Raw genomic sequence first — 23,921 nt, 5'->3', positions numbered from 1 at the left:
AGCGAATGATAGAATAAAAAAACATTCACTCATTCTATCATTAGATTAATTTCGGTTCTACCATTACTACTTCTTCTTTTTCTACGATTACTTGCCCATCGGCGAAGCCTTTTGGTTTTCTTACAAATTTCTTTGGTGTTACGATTACTGGAGCGAGTGTTTCGTTTCTTCGCTTAGAAAAATAAGCTGCCAAAGAAGCGGCCGTCTCAATAACCGAGTTCGGGAATTTTTTACCCGCTCGATATTTCACTACCACGTGTGAGCCAGTTGCATCACGGGCGTGTAGCCAAAGGTCTTCTTTATAAGCATATTGCTGTGTGAGCAAGTCGTTGTTTTTAGAATTTTTTCCGACTAAAATCTCAAATCCTTCAACTTCAAAACGCTTGAATAACTCTCTGTAAGATTGGATTTTTAGTTTTGTATTTGGCGATAATCCATTGGCTTTCAGATAACTACGCAAAGTCTTTAGATTTTCGGCTGCTTCAATAGCTTCGATATGATTATTGATGACTGTCAGTAATTGCTCTCGACTTTCGATGTTTTCTATTAATTTTTCGAGTTCAATTTTTTCATTTTTTGATTTTCGGTAAAAATTTTCAGCATTCTTTTGTGGAGAAAGGTCAGACCGAAGTTTGATTGTGATATTCTGATTTCTATAAAAATCAAATAACTCCACTCGCTCGGCACGTTCTTCGATTTGGTGCAAATTGGCCATCAGAATATGCCCAATTTCTTCATTTTTTATTTCCGAATCAAGCGATTCCATTCGCTGATACGAATTTTGTAGATAGGCTTCGGTTTGCTTTTTTTCTTTGGTCAATTTTCGAAGCACTTCTACCTTTTCTGAATCGAGTGAATTGACCTTATTATAAGCAATATAGAAGGCATTCATGGCCTCTATCGGCTGCTCAAATTCTTGAATAATTTCGCCAACTGGCAACAAAGAAAGATGCAGTTGATGCTCCCAACGTACCAAATAATAACGAGGGTTTTCGAGTTGTTCAATTATCTTCTGCACTTCCTCCCAAGTGCTTTTTCTAACTTCTAACTGAGCATTGACAAGCTTCCCGAATGTTGGAAATAGCTTTCTGTAATCTTGTTTTTCGCTCAAAAAACGCTCGTAAGATTGGTCGATTGGTCTATCTAAGTCATTAATTATCAAGTTTTTATCACTGACAATTCGGCTATGAAAAAGCTCAATAACTTCTTGATTATGACACAAAATAAGATTCGAGCGAGTACCGTACATCTTGAAAACAATCGAAAAGTCTTGCTCAAAATCAATTGAAAAGCAACGTTCGTTCAGAAATTGTCGAACGCCCGTAACCTCTAAATCCATGAGTTGCTCAAACAGATCAACACTGTTGCGTCTGGCACGCTCAAACTTATCAGTAAAATACAGCGACGAAAAGTCAGGTAGAATGACTGCTTTGATAAAAAACTCTTTATAGTTTCGGTTTTTGCCACGAGCTGCCGCAAAACCAAACACCAATTCATCTTTTTCCTGACTAAAACATTCCATCAGCTTCAAACCCACAATCTTGGTTTCGATTTGCTTAGTAAGCTGACGAAGGAAATAATAATTATTCTGCACGAGTTCTTTTTAAAATTGAATACAAATTACGGTATTTTGTGGGGAAGAATGAAATATGTTATTTGAGTGTGTAGAACAAGTTTCCAACTTGTCAAGCCGAGAGGCAGAAAAATCACATAAATTCAAAGTCCAACCCTCAATTTTGCACCAATAAAAAATAATTGTAACTTTGACAATTAAAAACATTATTTCAACCTATCGCATGTTATTACTCGGCATTGACATTGGCACATCATCTATCAAAGCATCGGTTGTAGATGCTGATACACAACAAGTTATCGCTTCGGCACAATATCCCGATGTTGAGGCGAGCATCTCGTCTCCGCAAGCAGGTTGGGCCGAACAAGACCCCGAAATGTGGTGGGCAAACACCATTGAAGCAATCAAACGTGTAAACGCATCAAAAGTTTTTGACCCTCAAAATATCGGTGCGATTGGTATTGCCTACCAAATGCACGGTTTGGTGATGGTCGATAAAAATAAGAAAGTGTTGCGTCCGTCAATTATTTGGTGCGATAGCCGTGCCGTTGAGATTGGTGCAAAAGCATTTTCGGATATTGGCGAAGATGTTTGTTTGAATCATTTGCTCAATTCACCAGGAAATTTTACGGCTTCAAAGCTCGCTTGGGTAAAAGCCAACGAGCCACATATTTATGAGCAATGCGATAAAATCATGTTGCCAGGCGATTATATTGCCATGATGCTCACAGATGCCATCACGACTTCAAATTCTGGGCTTTCAGAAGGTATTTTCTGGGATTTTCAAGCAAATGAGGTTTCGGCAGATGTGATGGACTATTATGGTTTTGATGATAATTTGATTCCAGAAATAAAACCAGTTTTCAGTAATCACGGCGAAGTAACGAGCGAAATTGCTCAACGTCTGGGTCTAAAAGCTGGAATTCCTGTAACTTATAAAGCGGGTGACCAACCAAATAACGCACTTTCGTTGGATGTTTTAGAACCTGGTGAAATTGCCGCAACGGCTGGAACTTCAGGCGTGGTTTATGCCGTAAGCGACCAAGTTTCGTATGACCCACAATCTCGTATCAATTCGTTTGCTCACGTGAATCATCAATTGACTGAAGAAACTACTCGTATCGGGATTTTACTTTGTATCAACGGAACGGGTATTTTGAACCGTTGGGTAAAAGAAAATTTTGGAAATAACCTCAATTACGTAGAAATGAACCAATTGGCGGCTCAAGCACCAATCGGTAGTAATGGACTTTTGGTGATGCCTTTCGGAAATGGTGCGGAACGTCTGTTAAATAACAGAATTTTAGGAGCTTCGTTTCAGAATCTAAACTTTAATATTCATTCAAGAAGCCACATTTTCCGTGCAGCACAAGAAGGAATTGCGTTTTCGTTACATTATGGTTTTGAATTGATGCAAGCCAATGGTGTAATTCCGAAGGTGATTCGTGCAGGAAATGCCAATATGTTTTTGAGCGATATTTTTAGCAATGCTTTGGTAAATGTAACCAACACACCTGTTGAGTTATATGATACCGACGGAGCAAAAGGTGCAGCTCTCGGAGCAGGTTTCGGCGTAGGAATTTATAGTTCGCCAAAGGAAGCCATGAGCAAACTTACAAAACTAAAAGTTATCGAGCCAAATGCTTCACAAGTGGCTGAATATCAAGCAGTTTATGAAGGTTGGAAGGCTATTTTGGAGAAATGATAAAGATTAAAATATGAGATATGAATTATTTGGCAATGAAATGTTGTCTTATAATTCATATCCGCACGGGCGGCCCCGTCAGATTTCATATCTTGTAATTATCCCGCATGAAAGCATTTTCGGCAGCGAGCTTCGTACGAATCTAATTCTCCGAGCATTACTTGTGCTTCGCTTGGCACTTTTCGGTAAGAATAATTGGCAATATCGCCACAGACAACACAGATAGCATGAACTTTGGTCACGTATTCGGCAATCGACATCAAAGCTGGCATTGGACCAAACGGAATACCACGAGAGTCCATATCCAGCCCCGCAATAATTACTCGTTTACCATTTTCTGCCAGTTTATTAACAACTTCCACGATTCCTCGATCAAAAAACTGAGCTTCATCAATGCCAACAACTTCACAATCAGAAGTTATCAATAAAATCTCTTCTGATGAATGCACAGGCGTAGAGCGAATCGCCGTTTGGTTGTGCGATACAATATCAATTTCGTGGTAACGTACATCAATGGCAGGTTTAAAAATCTCAACTTTTTGTTTCGCAATTTTTGCACGTTTCAGTCGGCGAATCAACTCTTCAGTTTTCCCCGAAAACATTGAGCCGCAAACCACTTCAATCCAGCCAGTTCTTTGTTCGTGAATTCTCCCTCTTTTTGGTTCGATAAACATTATTTAATTATTTTTTTCGTTCTAATAAAAACTGGCAACAAAGTTGCGTTAATTTTGCTGTCAAGTAGCTTTTTTAGCTAAAACCATAGCCATCCACTAATAAAATACAAAAAAAACGAATTTACTAATGTCGAACAAATTGAATTTGTCCGCTGTCGAGAGATACAGTAAGGCTTTTGCCGCTAAGGTGTGTAATGATTTTTTTGCCGAATATAGCAGTATTACGGGAAAGCAAATACTTGGATTGACCAGCCTTCAACAAGTGAATATGCTTACTATCAAGGCTTTATTCGATAAATGGCAGGCCGATACTCAACGCCTTCGTAGTCCGTATTTTGATTTTGGTGCTTCGGAAGTTCAGCAAGCACTCAAAACTTTTATGAATACCGTTTCGCAACATATTTCGATAAAAAGAGAGCATTTTGAGCCACTTTTGGTCGATTCTGTGGGTGAAACTTTAGTGCTTATTCTCGAACCGCAAACATTCTACAAAGAATTGATGCGAGATTTACCAAGTTTCAAATTTAGTCAAGAAAACATTCGTCCGCTCACAAAATATATTCTTATTAATAAAGATATTCTGCCCAAAATCGCCGAAAAACTCAACGGTCAGGAATTTGTTTTTGCCAATCAGGCCATGACTTGGCTCGAAGAAACTCCGCTTTCGGCCGAAAATCCAGAAAAATATTTAGCTCAATTTGCCGAAATCGTACCGATTCCAGAAGAATTAGTACCGAGCAAAGAAGCACCAAAAGTAGCACCTGAAAGTGCGTCTTTCTTTGATTTTGTAGTGCCAACAACACAATCAAGAGAAGAAGTACAACAACCAAGATACGAGCCACAGCCAGTAATAGAAAGGGTTATCGAAACACCTCCGCCAGTTGTTGAGCGTATCGTTGAGCCTGCACCTGTTTATGTAGAAAAACCTGTAGAAGTTGCTGCTCCTGTTGTCGTACCAAGACCAGAGCCAACGCCAATATATGAGCAGAAAGTAGAATCGCTCACGCCGAGAATAAACGAAGCAATTGCCGAGAGAATAGCACCGAAAGAAGCCGAAGACATTAGACTCAATGAAAAGTTGGCCAGCGACCAAAAATCGGTCAATGACCAAGCTCAATCGAGCAAATCGGTGTTGGATTATCACCAAAATTCTCGCATCGAAGGCATTACAGGTGCAATTTCGTTGAATCAACGTTTTTTATTTACCAATAATCTTTTTGGTGGAAACATTCAGGCTTTTTCTCATGCACTCGAAGAACTCGAATTATGTAAAGATTTCAGCGAGGCTAAAGAGTTGATTTTGAAAAAATACGTTCCTCGCTACATGTGGGATATTACAGGTGCAGAAGCCGAAGAATTTATTGACATCGTAAAACGTAGGTTTAATTAATCTTGAGCGATATAGCTCTTTAAAAAGCCTTGAAATCTGTACCGAAAGTCTGATTTCAAGGCTTTTTTACTTGTCAGATTCTTGATATTTCTCTATTTTGCCCAAAATTCGGAGAAATGTCAAAGTCAATTGCTGTTCGTTATAAAAACTTTATCAGAAAGTGGAAAACGTTTGTTTTCTGCGGAATGATGTTTTTTTTGAAAACACATTTGATTTTAGCCTCGGGCGAACCATTCCCAATTGGAGCAAAAAGTTGGGGAATTGGCAACGCCACCACCGCAATAGCCGACCGCAACTCCATATTCAGCAATCCCGCTGGTTTAGGTTTTCTGAAAGAAAATTTTGTTAGTACATCGTATCATGCTCGCTATACTATTGCGGGTCTGCAAACGCTCTCATTATCAGGCAATTACAATACAAAATTTACTAATATCGGACTTGGTATTGAGCGTTTTGGCGATAAACTTTATAATGAACAAAAGCTCGGTTTGGCCATCGGTAAAAATATGAATCGAGTTTCATTAGGATTAAAAGTAAGCTACTTTCAAGCCGCCATCGAAAATTTTGCTTCAAAAAATACGTTATTGACCGAGTTCGGAGTAATGACCAAACTTAGCTCAAAACTCCAAATGGGTTTTCATGCTTATAACCTCACTGGAGCGAAACTTTTTGCTTCACAACATATTCCAACGGTGCTTCGTTTGGGGCTTTCTTTTACTCCAAGTAAACAGATTCTATTAGTTGCCGAAGCCGAAAAAGACATTGAACTACCGACGCTAATCAAGGCGGGTTTAGAATATCAAATTGTTAAGCATTTTTATCTCCGTACGGGGCTTACTTCTAAACTTAACAACGCTCATTTTGGCTTTGGATTTCATTCAAAACAATTCATTTTTGATTACGCACTTAGTAGTCATTCGGCTTTAGGTTTTTCCAATCATTTATCAATTAGCTATCAGATTGGTAAAAGTAATGCTCAATAATTATTCGTATCTTCACCAAATAATTTTACATAAAACACATCTTTCTCCATGAAAATCGCCTTTTTTAGCACAAAACCTTACGACAAAGATTTCTTTGAAAAGCATAATCAAACCCACGAACTCACATTTTACGATGTGGCACTGAGCGAAACTTCCGTGCGACTGGCCGAAGGGTTCGATGGCATTTGTGTTTTTGTGAATGATAAAGTAAATGCCGCAATCATCGAAAAACTGGCAAAACTGGGTATCAAACTCATTGCTTTGCGTTGTGCGGGTTTCAATAATGTTGATTTGGATGCCGCAAAAAAAGCAAATATTGGTGTTGTCCGTGTGCCTGCGTACTCGCCTCATGCAGTTGCCGAACACGCCGTTGCCTTGATAATGACCCTCAATCGGAAAACGCACAAAGCCTATAATCGAGTACGTGAAGGTAATTTTTCACTCGAAAAACTCATCGGTTTTGACCTTTATCAGAAAACCGTTGGTGTGATTGGTACAGGAAAAATCGGTGAGGCATTTGCACGCATCATGCAAGGTTTTGGTTGTAAAGTAATCGCTTACGATGTTTTCCCAAGTCAAGGGTTAATAGATTCGGGCGTAAAATATAAAACACTCGACGAAGTTTTACAGCAATCAGATATTATTTCGTTGCATTGTCCGCTTACTGATAAAACTCTTCATTTGATTAACGAAACGTCAATTACTCAAATGAAAACAGGGGTAATGCTCATTAACACAAGTCGTGGGGCGTTGGTTGATACTCAAGCAGTAGTTGAAGGCCTGAAAAGTAAAAAATTGGGTTATTTGGGGCTTGACGTTTACGAACAAGAAAGTAATATCTTCTTCAATGACCTTTCGGAAGAAATTTTGGTAGATGATACATTGGCTCGATTGATGACATTTCCGAATGTGCTAATCACTTCGCATCAAGGATTTCTGACCGAAGAAGCACTGACACAAATTGCTTTCATTACGCTCAACAATATTACAGCTTTTGAACAAGGGCAAAAATCTGGAAATGAAGTTGAGTCGTAGGAACTTGTCAATAGAGAGAATTAATAATAAATCCGATTTAAATCATCCTATTTTCTTAAACCTTTCGCAGTTTTGACTTGTTAGTTTTATAAAATTAACCCTTATAAATCAAAATTATGATTCAAGCACAGACACTACAATTTCTTTCAGCATTGAAAGAAAATAATAATAAACCTTGGTTCGATGCCAACCGCAAAATGTTTGAAATAGCCAAGAATAACTTCGTCGAAGTAGTACAAGAACTCATCAAAGGCATCGAAAAGTTTGATAAAAGTATCGAAGAAGCTCAACTCGAAGTTAAAAATTGTACATTCAGAATCAATCGTGATGTGCGTTTCTCTAAAAATAAAGACCCCTACAAAACTAATTTTGGAGCATCGTTTAGCAAAGGTGGAAAAAAGGCTCATTCGGCAGGTTATTATTTGCACATCGACCCAACTCAATGTTTTCTGGCGGGCGGAATTTGGATGCCCGAACCTGATGATTTGAAGAAGATTCGCATCGAAATCGATTATAATTTTGATGAATTTACTAATATTTTAAATGCGGAAAGTTTCAAAAACATTTTCCCGAATGGACTTGATAGAGACGCTGCAACCGTTCGTCCACCCAAAGGTTATGATGATGCGAATCCTGCCATAGAGTTGATTAAACTCAAAAGTTTCACGGCCTCATCAGTTATTGATGCAAAAGAAATCTTAAAACCCAATTTTACTGAAACAGTTTTGAAAGGCTTCAAAGCAATGCAGCCCTATATTGCTTTTTTGAATCGTGCGATTGAAGTGTAAAAACACAAATAGTTAATAATCAATAACTTGCAATTGTTAATTGCCAATTTTCAATTATTCATTAATCAAGATTGAACTAATTAAAAAATAAATATGTATATACATTAAATGTAAATGTATTTTAATTATGAAAACGATATTTCACAACGCCAACGAACGTGGACATGCCAATCATGGTTGGCTCAATAGTTATCATTCTTTTAGTTTTGCTGGTTTCCACGACCCAAACAAAATTCATTTTGGAGCTTTAAGAGTTTTAAACGATGACACCGTTTCGGGCGGAATGGGTTTTGGTACACACCCGCATGACAACATGGAAATCATTTCGATTCCACTTTCTGGCGATTTAGAGCATAAAGACAGCATGGGCAATACGGCCATCATCAAAAAAGGTGAAGTGCAAATCATGTCGGCTGGAACGGGGATTTATCACTCCGAAAAGAACAAAAATCATGGTGAAGCGGTGAAGTTTTTGCAGATTTGGGTATTTCCGAAACTCAAAAATATTGAGCCACGCTATGACCAACAAGAATTTTCGATTGAAGAACGTAAGAATAAATTTCAGACCGTAGTTTCGCCGCTTGAATCTAATGATGGTGGCGTAGGAATCAATCAAGATGCATGGTTTTCGCTCGGAAACCTTGATGCAGGAACTGATATTTCTTACGCAATCAAACGTCAAGGAAACGGTGTTTATGCTTTTGTTTTGGAAGGAGAAATTGAGATAAATGGTCAGAAATTAGGCCGTAGAGATGCTTTGGGAGTGAGCGAAACTGAGGCAATACAAATCAAAGCAAGTAGCGATGCAGAGGTTTTGTTGATGGATATCCCGATGAGCTTCTGATGAATTTAGTAATCAAGTAGAGTATTGATAATAAGCAATTTATGAAAATTGAGATTATTTCGGGAAGCCCCCGACACGAGAGCGTAACGGTAAGAGTTGCGAAGTTTTTGCATAAATTTTTGTCAGAAACAACCACACACGAAGTGAGTTTATTGGATGTGAGAGATTTTCCACTTCCTGCGATTCAGAAAGTATGGACTTCGCTCGAAGCAGTTCCCGATGAATGGAAACATTTGGGAGAAAGAATATTTTCGGCCGATGCTTTTATTTTGGTTACGCCCGAATTTAACGGAGGCTATTCGCCAGCATTGAAGAATCTACTCGACCATTTTCCAAAACAAAGCCATAAACCTTTTGGAATCGTGACGGCTTCGGTTGGTGCAATGGGAGGAATGCGAGCGAGCCAACAAATGCTTTTATTAATCGGTGCTTTATTTGGTATTGTTTCTCCTCAAATGCTTGTTACGCCACTGGTGGATAAGAAATTTGATACTGAGGGTAATCTATTAGATGAGTCTTTTCAAAAGCAAATTGATTCATTTGTAAAGGAATACCTATGGTTAGCCGAAAAGCTAACTCAATAACGTAGGATTGATGTTAAAGATAGAGTATTTTGGCTTTATTTAATTGATTATCAGTTATTTATAGGTATTGTCTTAGTTAGACAATAATTTTTCATAGAATTGTGTTTGAAAGGAATAAATCCCTTGGCACGATTCTATGAAAACATTATTGATAGCTGCGGTACTTAAATATTTGCTACTCTGAAAGGCATTACTTCCACGAATTTCCAAACACCATCTCTGATATATGGTTCATTATCGTACCATTCCTGCATTTTTTCGTCGTTTTCAAATTGCACTATCATTACTGAGCCAATCATTTTTTCATTATCGTCGAGCATTGCTCCACCTACGATAAAATTATTGTTAGCTTTTAGGGCTTTTGCTCCCGCCAAATGCTCTGGTCGAGCAGCCATACGTCGGTCGAGAGCTTCTTCATCACGCCCATCTTGGGCTACAACTACATATTGTTTCATTGGTATTTGTTTTTTGTATTTACACAAAGAAAACGTTTTTGGTTGATGAATAAAAAAAAGCGTTGCCAAAATTTTGGCAACGCTTTCCGAATATTTAAACGTGTTACTAACCTTTTTCTATTATTCTATGAAAAATTGAAAAATTCTATGATTAAATTATTGATTACTTCTTCCCCTTTCCACCTTTGCCGCCTCTTGTTCTTTCTTTTTCCACAGTCACACCGTTGGTTGTTTCTGTATATTTCAAGTCACAAGTACCATCGCCGTAATCAACTACTTTTTTCGTGCCATCTTGTGCTACAATCTCTTCTGTTCCACTCACAGGGAATCCCTTAGACGTAGAACATGAGTTTTTAGTCACGAGAGCCTTTGTAATATTGCTTGAGAAAGTTGTGCCATCGCTTGAGCTCCCTGTTGTCGAACCAGTCACTGATGATTCGTCATCGCTACGGCTCGATGTGCCTTTGTTATCAACTGTTCTTGAGCGAGTGCTTGTATAAGTAATTGTTTTACCCGAATTTGAGTTTAAAATTGTCATTTTCGCCAATTTCTCGCTGGCAGTTGCTTTGCCACTTACAACTGTTGTTGTGATGGTATGTGAACCATTCACAGTAAGCGAATCACGCTTTAAATTATCGTAAGTAACGGTTCTTACTAAAGTTCCAGAGAATGTTGAATCTGGTTTTACTGGCATCGTGATTGTCATTTTTCCACCAACTTCGGTATCATTACAAACACCACCTGTTACTGTCGTGTAGTCATATACGATTGTGATTACGTTGTTGGCTACTGTTTTGGTTACGGTTGCACAGTTTCCGTCTTTTCCTTTCCAAGGTTTACTCCAACCCAAGCCAAGCATCGGAAAAAATCCGTTTCCTTTATCAAGAGCTTCTCCAGTTTCTCTAAAATTACGCCCTCCAAAAGGCATAAAAGTTACTTCATCGGCTAATTCATAGCCTGCTTCTGATTGTTCGTTGGCAGTTTGACTGTCAATTACAGCATTGGCGAGTTGATCACTTGATGTTACGGTGTTGGCTGTTTTGTCGCAAGCAATCATTGCTGCACTCAATGCAAAGCACAAAGCTGTAATCTTGAAAAAATTGGTTTTCATTTTGATTTTGTTAGTTTAAGAGTAATACATAAAAAATTATTGTGTACACATCTTTTCATAAAAATTGGATAGATATAAAACTGATTGTAATTCCTGTATTCTGTGGGTAAGGACGTAGGCTTTGATTAGATTGGTTGCACAAGGTTTAAAGGAATTTTTGAATAAATATCATTTGTAGTGAGTTTTGATGAGTGTTTTCAATCATTAAAAAGAATCTCTAAATAAAAATAATACAAGTTTATTAAAACAATGCAAGTGATTGACTACTAAGTATTTATGTTGTTAAAAGTCATTCGTAAATCGTCATTCATAAATCCTAATTCACCCCCGCCTTTCTGTTTCGAGATTTTGCTCTTATTTTTGCAGAAAAATTCTTCTAAAAGGTCATAGAAGCCTACATATTTTAGAAAAACTTCACTGAGACTTTGACGGCTTTTGATTTTTATGAAAAAACAATCTGATAGTATATTTTCTCTCCAATTTTGGCTGCTTTGTCTGAGTTCGCTGGTGTTCTTTTGTAGTTTCAATATGCTTATTCCAGAGCTTCCCGACTATCTGACGAGTCTGGGTGGCGAAGAGTATAAAGGTTTGATTATCAGTTTGTTTACACTCACGGCTGGGCTTTCACGCCCTTTTAGTGGTCGTCTCACTGACCGCATTGGCCGTGTTCCTGTGATGGCCTTCGGGTCGTTGGTTTGTTTCGTTTGTGGTTTTTTCTATCCTTTGGTTACAACGGTTTATCCTTTTTTATTTTTGCGTTTGGTTCATGGTTTTTCCACAGGCTTTAAACCAACTGGAACGGCTGCTTATATTGCCGACATCGTGCCAGTGCATCGAAGAGGTGAAGCAATGGGTGTGCACGGGCTTATGGGAAGCCTCGGTATGGCGTTTGGCCCTGCTTTGGGAAGTTGGATAGCCGATACTTTTTCGATAAATGTGTTGTTTAATATTTCGTCGATGTTTGCACTCATTTCGATAGCAATTTTGTATAACATGAAAGAAACTTTGCCGAAAGAAAAACAAGAGAAATTTACACTTAATTCACTGAAAGTCAATCGAAATGATATGTTCGATCGAATGGTTTTGCCAGCAGCAATTGTGGTTTTCTTGACCTCTTTTAGTTATGGTGCAATCGTAACACTCGCCCCTGATTTGACCAAAACAGTCGGACTCAAAAACAAAGGAATCTTCTTTCTGATTTATACGCTTGCATCGTTGTTTATAAGGGTTGTTGCAGGAAAGTTCTCTGACCGGAATGGTCGAATTTCGGTGCTTCGATGGGCTTGTATGGTCCTGATTGTTGGAATGATGTTACCAGTTTTTGCCAGCAATATTTATACTTTTGTAGCTTCTGCCATTCTTTTTGGTTTGGCTTTAGGCGTGATTTCTCCTATTACGCAGGCATGGACTGTCGATTTATGCGAAGAAGAAAATCGTGGTAGAGCATTGGCTACGATGTATATTTCGCTCGAAGCAGGTATTGGTTTAGGAGCATTCTTTTCAGCTTGGATTTACGGAAACGACGCCAGTCGCTTCCCGATTGCTTTTGCAACAATGGGAAGTTTTTCGATAATAGCTTTGCTTTATCTTTACTCACCTAAGATTCGTGCCATGAAGGCGAGTTCTTGATTAGAGAATATCAGGAGCGTTTATGTTGTTTTGGGCTACGCATAAATTTTCAACTTACTTTTGTTGACTGGTGGCCATAGACCGTGGACTATTTCAAAACCACTGCTGGTCAATCTTTCCAATATATTTATTGCTGAGTTTTCCTTTCAAATAATCTTTTATAGATTTAGAGAGGTTTGGATATAAGTTTACTATCTCTAAATCATTTATAGTAAGCCATTTAATGGCCAGTGCCGATGTTTCTTTTGGGTTTAGTGTTGGAATTCCTGCTGTGATTTTTCCTTCAAAAAGCAGGTGAAGCGTGTGTTTTTTACGGTCTTCAAAATAGACTTCTCCAACTAAAACCATTTCTCCAACCCAAACTTCTATTCCGAGTTCTTCTTGCATTTCACGGGCGAGGGCATCGCTTAGGTGTTCGCCCAGCTCTAAGTTTCCTCCAGGCAAATTATATACTTCTTGCCCTCCATAATTATACTGCATGGTAAGTACTTGCCCATTTTCGATGATTAAAATTGCTGGACGTATATTGATTGGCATGATAGAATTTTCTTTGTTAAATTAAAAATAAGACTTTAATCAGGACTCTTGTATAATCAACTCAATACGATTTACAATATTATATCAGATTTTATGCCCAAAATAAGCAATAATTTGCAAAAAACTGGTTTGGCACGCCTTTTGATACCGTTTAATAATAAAACTTTTGCTTTTAACCATCAAAACACAAATGTTCAACTTTTTAGCTTCAACTAAAAATATTGCTGTAAAATGATAAACTTTTCCAAACTCAGACTCAAGGTAATGGCTATTGCTTTAGGTCTAACATCAACGATAAGCTTCGCCCAGAGTGCCATAGAAGTAGTAGAGACACCTCAGGAAGAAAAAAAGAAAATTATCAAAGTACAATGTTTCATTAACGGTAAAATTGCTCCATCCAATTTGGCTTTTGGGCGTAAGGATACTGAATTAGCCTTAAAAACTTTTCCGTTTTATGAAAGAGACCGCAAAGAAAAGAAACAACTATTTGTACAAGAATTTGATGTTTCGTTGCTCCGAGATGGTAAAAAGATAGCAAACCAGACAATTTTTGGTAGTGGCTCAATATCTTATTTGGCATCAATGGCCAGAAATGAAGATACTTATTTAATACAAGTAAAAGAGGTTTTTGAAAAAACAAAAGATGGAACCCTCAAGCCGTATGCCCGTGGGGTAATAAAATTGGCATATCTGTTCTATGACCTTGATGTTTTTAAACCGACTTTACAAGGAAATGCAATTAGTGCTAATGATGTGAAATAATGACTATTTACAAGTGAAAGATGAAGCGTCGGTTGAAAAACTGACGCTTTTCTTTTTATTGAAGCATCAGGTTTTTCTATACATATTATTCAATATAATTTATTGTAATTAATTTATAGTCAAGTAGTTATGGGATATAAAAAGCTAACAGCTAATAACTAATAGCTAAACACTTTTTAAAATATTGAATATTACACAAGATTGTTTTGAGTTTCGGGACAGATGCACTAATTTTACGTCCGCAAAAATGCAAAATTCTAAGCGAAAATGAGAGAAATACAATTTAGAGAAGCCCTACGTGAAGCCTTATCGGAAGAAATGCGTCGTGATGAAAACGTTTTCTTGATGGGTGAAGAAGTAGCCGAATACAACGGTGCTTATAAAGTAAGTCAAGGGATGTTAGATGAATTCGGAGCAAAACGAGTTATCGACACGCCTATTGCCGAATTAGGTTTCGGTGGAATTGGAGTTGGGGCTGCCGTAAATGGTTTGCGTCCGATCATCGAATTTATGACTTTCAATTTTTCTTTGGTTGCTATCGACCAAATTATCAACTCGGCGGCCAAATTTATGGCAATGTCAGCTGGTCAATACTCTTGTCCGATTGTATTTCGTGGACCAACAGGAAATGCAGGTCAGTTAGGAGCTCAACACTCACAAAACTTTGAAAACTGGTTTGCAAATACCCCAGGTTTGAAAGTTGTAGTGCCAAGTAGCCCTTATGAAGCTAAAGGTTTATTGAAAGCCTCAATTCGTGATAACGACCCGACTATCTTTATGGAGTCGGAGCAAATGTATGGCGATAAAGGCGAAGTGCCAGAAGGCGAATATATTATTCCATTAGGCAAAGCTAATGTAATAAAAGAAGGTTCAAATGTTACTATCGTTTCGTTCGGAAAAATGATTCCAAGGGTTGTTCTTCCTGCAATTGCCGAATTAGAAAAAGATGGAATTAGTGTAGAATTAATCGACTTACGCACTGTTCGTCCGATTGATTACGCAACCGTTATCAACTCAGTGAAGAAAACAAACCGTTGTGTAGTAGTTGAAGAAGCATGGCCATTAGCTGCGATTTCATCAGAAATTACTTATCACTTACAACGTCATGCATTTGATTATTTAGATGCTCCAGTGATTCGTGTAAATAACATGGATATTCCGCTTCACTACGCTCCAACGCTCATCGAAGCTACGTTACCAAACGTAAAACGTACGGTAGATGCAGTGAAACAAGTGATGTATAAAAAATAATAGCGTAATAGATACAGAAAAAGCATTGTTCGGTTTCGAGCAATGCTTTTTTTGTTTTGGGCGTATACGATACGCCCCTACGATTTCATTTGTCGTTTTCGTAATTTGCTTAAAAATTCGGGCGTAATGCCCAGATACGAAGCAATATAATGTTGTGGTACTCGCTGCGGGAGCGAAGGGTAGCGTCTTAGAAATTCCTCAAATTTATCCATTGCAGTATAGGAAACTGTCCGAAACAGACGTTTTTGAAGCACACTCAAATGTCGCTGGATCATCAATCTAAACATTCGTTCGAGCTTCGGAACACGAGCCAATAATTCGTCTTTTGATGCACGAGAAAGTACCAAAAGTTCACAATCTTCGAGCGTTTCGATATACATAATGCTCGGAGTTTGGTTTTCAAAACTCGTAATATCGCTTACCCACCAATCTTCCACCGCAAATTCGAGCGTTAATTCTTGCCCTTTGTGGTCAATAAAATATTCTCTGATGCAGCCTTTCAGCACATAAGCCTCAAAATTACAGACATCTCCAGCGTTGAGAAGCATCGTTTTTCTGGGAAATTCCCGCAATTGCATACAATTTTCTACAACCGATAATTCTTCGGGCGTAAGGCTTACAAATCTTGAAATATAGTTCTGAATGCTTTCTTGCATGAATTCGACCTAAATTCTTATAATTTTTTATTTCTTGTTCCAGTTCAATGCTTTTTCTGAGAAGAAATCCCAACTTTGCACTAAGATTCACGATAGTGATTGTTGCATAAAAATCATTATCGTACGTTTAAAACTTGAAATAAAGATTCTAAGTTCAGTTTTTTGCCTTTTCAAATTGTTTCTAATTAAACAAAACCTACAAATTCTATGAATTACACAGCATCACCGCAGCGATATCAAGACATGGAGTACCGTCGTTGTGGTAAAAGCGGACTAAAACTTCCAGCACTTTCATTGGGTCTTTGGCATAATTTCGGTGGCATTGATAATTTCGAAAATGCCCGTACAATCTTAAAATTGGCGTTTGATAGTGGCGTTACGCACATCGACTTAGCCAATAATTATGGGCCACCAGCGGGTTCGGCCGAAGAAACTTTCGGACAGGTTTTGAAAAAAGATTTGAAACCTTACCGAGATGAATTAGTGATTACGACCAAAGCGGGCTATTATATGTGGGAAGGCCCGTATGGCGAGTGGGGTTCTAAAAAGTATTTGGTTTCGAGCTTAGACCAAAGTCTCAAAAGAATGGGTTTAGATTACGTGGATATTTTTTACCACCACCGCCCAGACCCCGAAACACCGCTCGAAGAAACAATGTCTGCACTTGACCTGATCGTTCGTCAAGGAAAAGCCTTGTATGTGGGAATCTCAAATTACAGTGCCGCCGACACCGAAAAAGCCGCTAAGATTTTGAAAGAATTAGGCACGCCGTGTATCATTCACCAAGCCAAATATTCGATGTTCGACCGTTGGGTAGAAGGTGGTTTACTTGATGTTTTGGAAGCAAATGGTGCGGGTTGTGTAGCGTTTTCGCCATTGGCACAGGGTTTATTGTCAAACAAATACATCAAAGGTATTCCTGCCGATTCGAGAGCCGCTTCGGGTCGTGGAAACGGTGCGATTGAAGAAAATCGAATCACGGAAGAAAACGTAAATAAAGTAATCAAACTCAATGATTTGGCTGTAAAACGTGGACAGAATTTGGCACAAATGGCCTTATCTTGGATTTTGAAAGACCCACGCATTACGTCGGTTATTTTGGGTGTAAGTAAGCCTCAGCAATTGACAGATTCGCTGGAATGTCTAAAAAATACTTCTTTCGACGCCTCAGAATTACAAGAAATTAATAGTATTTTGGCTTAAAATGTAGTAGTTTTATCGTAAAAATCAATAAATAAATGCAAAAACATATTTTATTTTCTTTGGCTTTCAGTACGCTTGCTTATGCTTCGTGTGCTCAAAGTGCAAGCACTTCGGTAGAAACAAAAGCTCCGAATTCTACTTATCCATCGGCATTTGCGGGACAAACCCGTGTGGGGGCTGTAAAAACGCAAACGCCTTACGCAGTTAAAGTTTTAACCGAAGGATTAACTTCTCCGTGGGGTGTAAAAAGTTTACCCGATGGTAGATTAATTATCACCGAAAAAAGCGGTGTAATGAGAATCGCAAAGGTCAGTGGCGAATTGAGCAAGCCAATTACTGGGGCTCCAGCCGTAAATTCAGATGGTCAAGGTGGTTTGTTGGGTATTACAATTGACCCGAATTTTCAGAAAAACCGCATGATTTACTGGACTTTTTCTGAAAATGTAACGGGTGGAACGCATACATCGGTAGCCAAAGGAAAACTTTCGGCTGATGAAACCAAAATTGAAGGTGCAACGGTTATTTACCGAGCAACTCCTGCCCACAAAGGTAATCTGCACTACGGTGGAAGAATTATCTTTGATAAAAACGGAAACCTTTTCGTGAGTACAGGTGAGCGTTCGGATAGAGTTACTCGCCCACAAGCACAGGAATTAAATTCAAGCTTAGGTAAAATTGTTCATATCACAACTGACGGAAAACCAGTTGCAGGAAATCCATTCATAGGAAAAGAAGGAGCAAAACCAGAATTGTATTCTTACGGACATAGAAATGTGCAAGGTTTGACTTTTCACCCAGTAACTGGCGAATTGTTCTCGAATGAGTTTGGCCCAAGAGGTGGCGACGAAATCAACCACGTACAGGCAGGCAAAAACTACGGTTGGCCAACGATTACTTACGGAATTGAGTATAGTGGTAAACAAATCGGTGAGCCTGTCATTCAGCAAAAAGAAGGTATGGAACAACCCGTTTATTATTGGGACCCATCTGTTTCGCCAAGTGGAATGACTTTTTATAGCGGAGATATGATTCCAGAATGGAAAAACAACCTTTTTGTAGGCTGTTTGAGCGGAATGCACATTGCTCGTTTGATTATCGAAAATAACCGTGTTGTTGGCGAAGAAAGATTATTAACCGAAGAATTTCAACGTTTCCGTGATGTAACACAAGGCAAAGATGGTGCTTTATACGCCGTTACAGACCAAGGTCGCCTTTATAGAATTGCTAAAAAATAGTCAATGGTCGGTGGTCGATTGTCCACAGATAAAAAACGTGTCTCGGTACCTGAGCGGAGTGGAAGGTCGAGACACGTTTTTTATGATTTGATAATTTAATTGTTACGGCGAAGCATTCGTAAATCATACTTCGTAAATCGTAAATCAAAATCTACTTTGCTTTCAGCGTTTTATCAATCACTTCGAGTAAGCCATTTTGTGGTTTGTCTTCACGTAATTGCCAAAACATTATTCCGTTTAGTTTATTCTTGATTACGTACTCAGTTTTGAGTTTCATTGACTCGGGGTCGTCGTAAGAGAAAAACAATTTTTCTTCTTCCGAAAACAGATACGGAGCTTGAGCCGTGGAATCCCAATATTTTTTGTAGGTTTTGTGTTCGACTAAATATTTTTCCAAGCTATTATAAGAAACCCCTCGCTCAAACTTACAAGGTTGATAAAGTCCGTTGTTTTCGGTGGCACTTAGCTTAAATACCCGACCATACATGGCCGCTCCAATCGCAATTTTATTGGCAGGCACACCTTTGGCAAGGAGCATTTTTACACCATTATCAACCGATTCTTTTAGCTGTGGCGTAGAATATAAACCTGTGTGATGACCGCTTACTTCGCTGTATCCATGCACTAAATCATAGCTCATCAGATTGATTCGGTCGAGTAGCGGCGTAACTTTCTCCCATTCAACTGATTCTTCAATGTATTTAGTAAAACCACCTGCTGCAAAACTTAATTCGTATTTATTGCCGAAAGTTGCTCGGAGAGTTTTGATGAGTGCCGTAAAATTTGGTTTATCTTCGGGCATAAACGGATGCCCAGGAGGGCCAGCAATGGCAGGATATTCCCAATCTAAATCCAGTCCATCGGCATTGAAACTTACAAAAAGCTTTTTCACCGAAACGGCAAATTCTTCTCGTGCTTTTTGGGTAGAAAACACGCCCGAACAAGTATAGCAGCCTTCCCAACCACCCAACGAAAGTATAACTTTGAGTCTCGGGTTTTTCTTTTTTAATTCTACTAAACGTTTGATAGTCAGACTGTCGTTTTTATTGTCAACTGCCAATACATTTCCTTTTAAGTGCAGAAATGAAAAAATAATGTGCGTGAGTTTATCGACTTGATACTGGTCGATGTCTTGACTATTGCCAGCATAATAACCAATGACGGCAATTTCTTTTTGTTTTTTAGGTTGGGCGAATGTGCTTACCACAAAAATAAAGCAACAAAAGCAAGCAAGTAGGAGGGTTTTAGTTTGTGATTTCATGAAGAGTGCTTAGAAAAAACTTTAAAATGGATTTATTTAAAAAGATTTTTCAAAGATACAATTGAAAAAGGTTTTTCACCTCCCAAATCTCAAACCAACGGTCGTAATATTCTGAGTGGCCGAACTTCGTTCTAATTTATTCAAGAAAACATTTTTTATATCAGCTTCCACAAAAAGATTCACTACTCCATAGCCCATATTCAGAATGATTCCGTAACGGTAGGGATTCTCTGGGTTTTTGATGCTCACTTTTGTTTCTTGCCGATTGAGGGCTTTTATTTCGGCGTAGTTTCTGCTGCCTCTCAGCAACATTCCGATATAAGCCCCAATGCCAAAATTGAAGGTTTTTTGATTGTTTTGTCCGTAGAAATTGATGGTTGGAATTATCTTAAAATCAGTATAAAACAACGACTGATTGTTGGTATAAGGTGTTATTTCTTTCGGCAAAGCGGTGGCGTTTAGGCGGTCAATGGTGTAGTAATTATCGCCATTGCGGGCGGGTTTGAAAACCGCCACTGTATCATATTTTGTATTATCAAGGCTATTGAGGCGAAGCAAATAAGCGTTGCGTTTGGTGCTGATGCTTCTCAAATGATACCAACTTACATCAAAGCCGTAGCGAAGTACAATTTCTTTATGACCAGTACGAATAAAACTTTCTTGACGCATCAATGCCACGCTCAAACTCGGTGAAGTCAGGAAGTTTTGACGAAAAATTTGTTCCGTCATTTTAAACGGATTGTACGTAACGGTGCTGACAGATAGATAGTTAGCTGAGTTTAGTCCCACCGAAAGATTGAGATAGGTATTGCGTTTAAGGCGTTGCCACGAAGTCATGCCTTCCAGTTGTCGTTGGGTGGTCATTTCTTTGGTGTAGCTATTTCCTTCGTAATCTTGTCTGAAACTTCGACGAACGTTCGATGGCATTTCGTCCAAATCTTGATTCATCTGCACTACAATTCTATTCAAATCGTACTTTTCGAGAGCCTTTAAGTCTTCTTTGGTTTGTCCCCAAAGCACAATTCGTTTGCGTTTACCAATATTCACCACAATTGAGTCAATGTCGGTGGTTTCTTTGGCAAAAGCAAGCGTTGTCAAACACAAGAATAGTAATGTGAGCAGTTTATTCATTTAGAAGTGGGAGAGTTTTTATTTTAAACAACTTTCCAGTTAAAATCAGTATTCTGTGAAATTTCCCCCGTGCGACGGTCGCTCCTTTTGAAGGAGGGGCGACCGACGCTCGGTGGCAAAATTCTGACGAAGTCGAATTTTGACGGAGACGCCCAGTCGGGGTGGTTTGTTCCAAATCTGCATATTTTTAAGCATTTATCGGCCTTTTCAACCACCCCCGCCGACTACCGTCAGGCGACCCCTCCTTGAAAAAAGGAGGGGAAATTAGTTTATTAATTTGAAAAGTTATCTATTACGGAAGAAGTTCGCCTATTATCTATTTGTCGAGTCAGCGGCCATTGTTTCATTCTTGAAACTTTCTTTTACAAAAGCCCAAACTTTGTTGGGTTTGCCACTATTCACAGCAGGTAATTCTTCGTTGGGTTCTGTACTTTTTTTACCAATTTTTCTGCTCAAACGAGCTACCAAACCATTCTTTTTCTCTTTTCGTGGAGCTTGGTTATAGTCTTCTTCATCGTCAGGGATTTCCAAAATCGCTACTCGTTCACGGCGTTGTGGAGCGACTCGTTTCTCAACAAAACCCTGATACGGTACAAATCTATAATTATCATTGGCTGGCGTTTGTTGTGCTGTATTCGATCCCGTTTCGCTTGATGAAACATTATTTTGAGTTTCGTTGACAGCTACGTCTGGCTCTTCTGTCTCTAAGTTTTCTTCGTTGAGGTTTGTTTCAAGTGCTTGTGTTGTTTGTTCTTTGCTCATAGTCATTGCTCTTTCCACATTATTTTTGTGGCTGCCATTATTGACCATCAGTTGTGTAGATTCAGTAGTAGGGTTTAAGGTTGGTTGTGTTAAAATAGTAGGAGTTTGTTCTTTAATTACTTGATTATGAGCTGTTACTGCGGTTTCATTATTATAAAAATACATACCTAATCCACCCAGCAAAACAATGCTTGCTGCTGCGGCTTGCCACCACACAAATGGCTTTTTACGCTTCGTTTGTTTTTGCTCGATGCGTTGCCATACATCTTGTTTGTTCCATTCAAGAAACTGCGACTCTCCGAATGGAGATTCTTGCAATGATGATTTGCCGAAAGGAAATTCTCTTTCAAAATCCATTTCAGTTTCACCGACTTTTTCTTGAATTTTCTTATAAAACTCCTCTGTCTTCATGATTTTTATTCATTTGGCTCGTGCTACTTTGCTTAGCAGTTTGCCTATATAGAATTTTCTTCTGTAATAATTTTCGAGCGTGATTTAGCTGCGATTTTGACGTTCCTTCGTTGATATTTAGCTGCTCGGCAATTTCTTTGTGCGAGTAACCCTCAATGGCAAAAAGATTAAAAACAGTTCGATAACCATCGGGTAGCTCGGCAATGAGTTGATGAATTTCATCGCTCGAAATCGAATCCAATATATTATCATCGACTGGCACTTCGATGGCTTCGCTTTCGGGCATCAGATTAAAATTTGCCTGTTTGCGGAGTAGCATTAACGACTCATTAATCACAATTCTTTTCATCCAAGCTTCAAACGACCGCAAATTATCGAATCTAAAATTGGCGGCTCCTTCAAAAATCTTGAGGAAAGAATCAACCACCAAATCTTCGGCCGTCATGCGGTCACGCACGTACCGATACGCCACCCGATACAAAAAGCTTCCATACTGCTCAAAAATATTCTTTTGGGCAATGGGGTTTTTGCTTCGTAAGCTTTCGATGGTCGAGGTTGCTATCAAGTGGTTTCGTAACAGACGTTTCTTATGATGTAAATGCAGAAGATGCCTTTAAAGTTGTATGAAGGTAAAAATATTTTTTCGGTCTTAACTATTTGGCTGTAAGTATTTTCAAGGTTTTGGGCTATGAAAAGTGATACTTATATGGTTTGAAGGAAATTTATCATAAAAAACGACTAAAATAATTGTATAGTTTTTGTTTTTTCAATTGAAATCTCTAATTTTGCAGTCCGTTTTAGAAAAGTAATAGGAATTTCAATAAATAAAGTAATGAAAAAAGATATTCATCCAAATTATAGACCAGTTGTTTTCTGGGATTTGTCAACAGGTTTCAAATTTTTGACAAAATCATGTGCCAATACCAAAGAAAGTATCGTTTGGGAAGATGGTAACGAATACCCAGTTTACAAAGTGGAGGTTAGCTCTGACTCACACCCATTCTACACTGGTAAAAACGTATTGCTTGATACAGCAGGTCGTGTTGATAAATTCAACAAACGTTACGGAAAGAAATAATTTTTTCTGGTATCATGTAAAAAGCCTTTCAAAAACTATTTTGAAAGGCTTTTTTGTATCACAATTTTCTAAATTGTGTAATGGACATAATCAATCATTCTCTTCTTCCTCATCTATTATTGTCCATTCTCCACCAACTGATTCTCTTTCTGCGGCTTGGCCATAATCAAGATAAAAGATGTCATTTAAGGTTTTATCTTTAAGTACCATTTGCTCTAAGGCAACAATTCTTACATCTTCAGACATAAAATTTTCTGTCAAAAACTGCCAATCACCGTCATTATCGTGAACAACTCTAAGAATCGGTTCTCCAAGTTCTAACCATTGTTTTGTAGTGAAAATACCCAAATTCTTTGCTTCTCTAAATTTAAAATCAGCATTTCTATCAAGTAAGGGTTGGGTATAAATAAGCTCCTCTTGAAAATTTTCTTCCCAAGGGAATCTATTATTTTCATCTGTCCAAATAAGTTGAAGTGCAGGAAAGTTATTTGAATTATAGTATTCTATTGCAGCCCCAAAATAATCGTCAATATTTTTGGGGTCGATAGATAAAAACTCAGCTTTACTGTTTTCAAAAATTGTACTATAATTTGTATTAGCCCTAATGGTTTCACCATTCTTGATTAGACTGGCAACATCATTTATTATTTCATGCCCTAACTTATTGGAAAGTCCAAAGCAAATAATCTCTGGATGCTTATATTTTTCATATAAGCCAATACTATAAGCAAATGATGGCAAATAATCGGTTGAACTGACCATAATAACTTGTAGCCCAAATTTTTCAATATTGACTTTTGTCCGATTTAGCAAGTCATCACTTTCAATACATTTATGTTCTTCTTTTTTTGCCATATACTTCA

At 38.3% G+C, this 23,921-nt stretch carries 24 protein-coding genes; 13 read left to right on the top strand and 11 right to left on the bottom strand.

Features of this window, described 5'->3' with window-relative positions:
* Nucleotides 1-40 precede the first annotated feature (40 nt).
* Nucleotides 41-1,594 (bottom strand): NFACT RNA binding domain-containing protein, encoded by a 1,554-nt coding sequence (locus tag ABR854_RS03470; RefSeq protein ID WP_350263958.1) that lies wholly within the window; start codon nucleotides 1,592-1,594, stop codon nucleotides 41-43.
* A 202-nt stretch (nucleotides 1,595-1,796) separates the two neighbouring features.
* Here ABR854_RS03470 and ABR854_RS03465 point away from each other — a divergent pair, with 202 nt between their 5' ends.
* Complete coding sequence (locus ABR854_RS03465; protein ID WP_350263957.1) at nucleotides 1,797-3,278, top strand: xylulokinase; 1,482 nt, start codon at nucleotides 1,797-1,799, stop codon at nucleotides 3,276-3,278.
* Between the two features lie 98 nt (nucleotides 3,279-3,376).
* On the opposite strand, the gene ABR854_RS03460 is transcribed toward ABR854_RS03465, so the two are convergent.
* On the bottom strand, nucleotides 3,377-3,952 hold the full coding sequence (locus ABR854_RS03460; protein ID WP_350263956.1) for a thymidine kinase: 576 nt from the start codon (nucleotides 3,950-3,952) through the stop codon (nucleotides 3,377-3,379).
* A gap of 127 nt (nucleotides 3,953-4,079) precedes the next feature.
* Between ABR854_RS03460 and ABR854_RS03455 the strand changes: the two genes are divergently transcribed.
* From ABR854_RS03455 to ABR854_RS03430, 6 genes are all read left to right on the top strand, one after another.
* Nucleotides 4,080-5,342, top strand: coding sequence for a DUF8457 domain-containing protein (locus ABR854_RS03455; RefSeq protein WP_350263955.1), 1,263 nt, complete (start codon nucleotides 4,080-4,082; stop codon nucleotides 5,340-5,342).
* Nucleotides 5,343-5,458: 116 nt separating this feature from the next.
* Entirely contained in the window at nucleotides 5,459-6,325 is an 867-nt protein-coding gene (locus ABR854_RS03450) for a PorV/PorQ family protein (protein ID WP_350263954.1), read from the top strand.
* 48 nt (nucleotides 6,326-6,373) lie between these two features.
* Nucleotides 6,374-7,360, top strand: a complete 987-nt coding sequence (locus ABR854_RS03445) for a 2-hydroxyacid dehydrogenase (RefSeq protein ID WP_350263953.1) — start codon at nucleotides 6,374-6,376, stop codon at nucleotides 7,358-7,360.
* A gap of 116 nt (nucleotides 7,361-7,476) precedes the next feature.
* A complete protein-coding gene (locus ABR854_RS03440) occupies nucleotides 7,477-8,148 on the top strand; it encodes a DUF2461 domain-containing protein (protein WP_350263952.1) in 672 nt (223 codons plus the stop codon).
* A gap of 127 nt (nucleotides 8,149-8,275) precedes the next feature.
* Nucleotides 8,276-8,992 (top strand): pirin family protein, encoded by a 717-nt coding sequence (locus ABR854_RS03435; RefSeq protein ID WP_350263951.1) that lies wholly within the window; start codon nucleotides 8,276-8,278, stop codon nucleotides 8,990-8,992.
* Between the two features lie 41 nt (nucleotides 8,993-9,033).
* The gene (locus ABR854_RS03430) at nucleotides 9,034-9,576 is read left to right on the top strand and encodes an NADPH-dependent FMN reductase (RefSeq protein ID WP_350263950.1); all 543 of its coding nucleotides are present in this window, start codon (nucleotides 9,034-9,036) and stop codon (nucleotides 9,574-9,576) included.
* Between the two features lie 164 nt (nucleotides 9,577-9,740).
* On the opposite strand, the gene ABR854_RS03425 is transcribed toward ABR854_RS03430, so the two are convergent.
* Both ABR854_RS03425 and ABR854_RS03420 read right to left on the bottom strand, forming a co-directional pair.
* Entirely contained in the window at nucleotides 9,741-10,031 is a 291-nt protein-coding gene (locus ABR854_RS03425) for a YciI family protein (protein ID WP_350263949.1), read from the bottom strand.
* Between the two features lie 163 nt (nucleotides 10,032-10,194).
* Nucleotides 10,195-11,142, bottom strand: a complete 948-nt coding sequence (locus ABR854_RS03420) for a hypothetical protein (protein ID WP_350263948.1) — start codon at nucleotides 11,140-11,142, stop codon at nucleotides 10,195-10,197.
* A gap of 444 nt (nucleotides 11,143-11,586) precedes the next feature.
* On the opposite strand from ABR854_RS03420, the gene ABR854_RS03415 reads away from it, so the two are divergent.
* Nucleotides 11,587-12,771, top strand: coding sequence for an MFS transporter (locus tag ABR854_RS03415; protein WP_350263947.1), 1,185 nt, complete (start codon nucleotides 11,587-11,589; stop codon nucleotides 12,769-12,771).
* A gap of 93 nt (nucleotides 12,772-12,864) precedes the next feature.
* On the opposite strand, the gene ABR854_RS03410 is transcribed toward ABR854_RS03415, so the two are convergent.
* Complete coding sequence (locus ABR854_RS03410) at nucleotides 12,865-13,308, bottom strand: NUDIX domain-containing protein (protein ID WP_350263946.1); 444 nt, start codon at nucleotides 13,306-13,308, stop codon at nucleotides 12,865-12,867.
* A 231-nt stretch (nucleotides 13,309-13,539) separates the two neighbouring features.
* Between ABR854_RS03410 and ABR854_RS03405 the strand changes: the two genes are divergently transcribed.
* Together ABR854_RS03405 and ABR854_RS03400 are read left to right on the top strand one after the other, a co-directional pair.
* On the top strand, nucleotides 13,540-14,070 hold the full coding sequence (locus ABR854_RS03405; protein WP_350263945.1) for a hypothetical protein: 531 nt from the start codon (nucleotides 13,540-13,542) through the stop codon (nucleotides 14,068-14,070).
* A 267-nt stretch (nucleotides 14,071-14,337) separates the two neighbouring features.
* Nucleotides 14,338-15,321, top strand: a complete 984-nt coding sequence (locus ABR854_RS03400) for a pyruvate dehydrogenase complex E1 component subunit beta (RefSeq protein ID WP_350263944.1) — start codon at nucleotides 14,338-14,340, stop codon at nucleotides 15,319-15,321.
* A gap of 77 nt (nucleotides 15,322-15,398) precedes the next feature.
* On the opposite strand, the gene ABR854_RS03395 is transcribed toward ABR854_RS03400, so the two are convergent.
* Complete coding sequence (locus tag ABR854_RS03395; RefSeq protein ID WP_350263943.1) at nucleotides 15,399-15,977, bottom strand: Crp/Fnr family transcriptional regulator; 579 nt, start codon at nucleotides 15,975-15,977, stop codon at nucleotides 15,399-15,401.
* Between the two features lie 207 nt (nucleotides 15,978-16,184).
* On the opposite strand from ABR854_RS03395, the gene mgrA reads away from it, so the two are divergent.
* Nucleotides 16,185-17,180 carry an L-glyceraldehyde 3-phosphate reductase gene (gene mgrA / locus ABR854_RS03390; RefSeq protein ID WP_350263942.1) on the top strand — a complete coding sequence of 332 codons (996 nt, stop codon included), beginning with the start codon at nucleotides 16,185-16,187 and terminating at the stop codon, nucleotides 17,178-17,180.
* A gap of 35 nt (nucleotides 17,181-17,215) precedes the next feature.
* Complete coding sequence (locus tag ABR854_RS03385; protein WP_350263941.1) at nucleotides 17,216-18,415, top strand: PQQ-dependent sugar dehydrogenase; 1,200 nt, start codon at nucleotides 17,216-17,218, stop codon at nucleotides 18,413-18,415.
* Between the two features lie 151 nt (nucleotides 18,416-18,566).
* Here ABR854_RS03385 and ABR854_RS03380 read toward each other — a convergent pair whose 3' ends face one another.
* The 4 genes from ABR854_RS03380 to ABR854_RS03365 all read right to left on the bottom strand — a co-directional run bounded on the left by ABR854_RS03380 (nucleotide 18,567) and on the right by ABR854_RS03365 (nucleotide 22,545).
* Entirely contained in the window at nucleotides 18,567-19,676 is a 1,110-nt protein-coding gene (locus ABR854_RS03380; protein WP_350263940.1) for a glycoside hydrolase family 18 protein, read from the bottom strand.
* 75 nt (nucleotides 19,677-19,751) lie between these two features.
* A complete protein-coding gene (locus tag ABR854_RS03375) occupies nucleotides 19,752-20,807 on the bottom strand; it encodes a hypothetical protein (RefSeq protein WP_350263939.1) in 1,056 nt (351 codons plus the stop codon).
* Between the two features lie 312 nt (nucleotides 20,808-21,119).
* A complete protein-coding gene (locus ABR854_RS03370) occupies nucleotides 21,120-21,980 on the bottom strand; it encodes a hypothetical protein (RefSeq protein ID WP_350263938.1) in 861 nt (286 codons plus the stop codon).
* Nucleotides 21,958-22,545 carry an RNA polymerase sigma factor gene (locus ABR854_RS03365; RefSeq protein WP_350263937.1) on the bottom strand — a complete coding sequence of 196 codons (588 nt, stop codon included), beginning with the start codon at nucleotides 22,543-22,545 and terminating at the stop codon, nucleotides 21,958-21,960. The genes ABR854_RS03370 and ABR854_RS03365 overlap by 23 nt, the downstream gene beginning before the upstream one ends.
* Before the next feature lie 267 nt (nucleotides 22,546-22,812).
* On the opposite strand from ABR854_RS03365, the gene ABR854_RS03360 reads away from it, so the two are divergent.
* Nucleotides 22,813-23,058, top strand: a complete 246-nt coding sequence (locus ABR854_RS03360; protein WP_188766739.1) for a type B 50S ribosomal protein L31 — start codon at nucleotides 22,813-22,815, stop codon at nucleotides 23,056-23,058.
* Nucleotides 23,059-23,148: 90 nt separating this feature from the next.
* On the opposite strand, the gene ABR854_RS03355 is transcribed toward ABR854_RS03360, so the two are convergent.
* Complete coding sequence (locus ABR854_RS03355; RefSeq protein WP_350263936.1) at nucleotides 23,149-23,913, bottom strand: DUF4262 domain-containing protein; 765 nt, start codon at nucleotides 23,911-23,913, stop codon at nucleotides 23,149-23,151.
* Nucleotides 23,914-23,921 lie beyond the last annotated feature (8 nt).

Source organism: Emticicia sp. W12TSBA100-4 (assembly GCF_040253585.1).
Classification (GTDB): Bacteria; Bacteroidota; Bacteroidia; order Cytophagales; family Spirosomataceae; genus Emticicia.
Note: the sequence above shows the minus strand (reverse complement) of the source record. Positions and strands in the feature narration are given on the sequence as shown.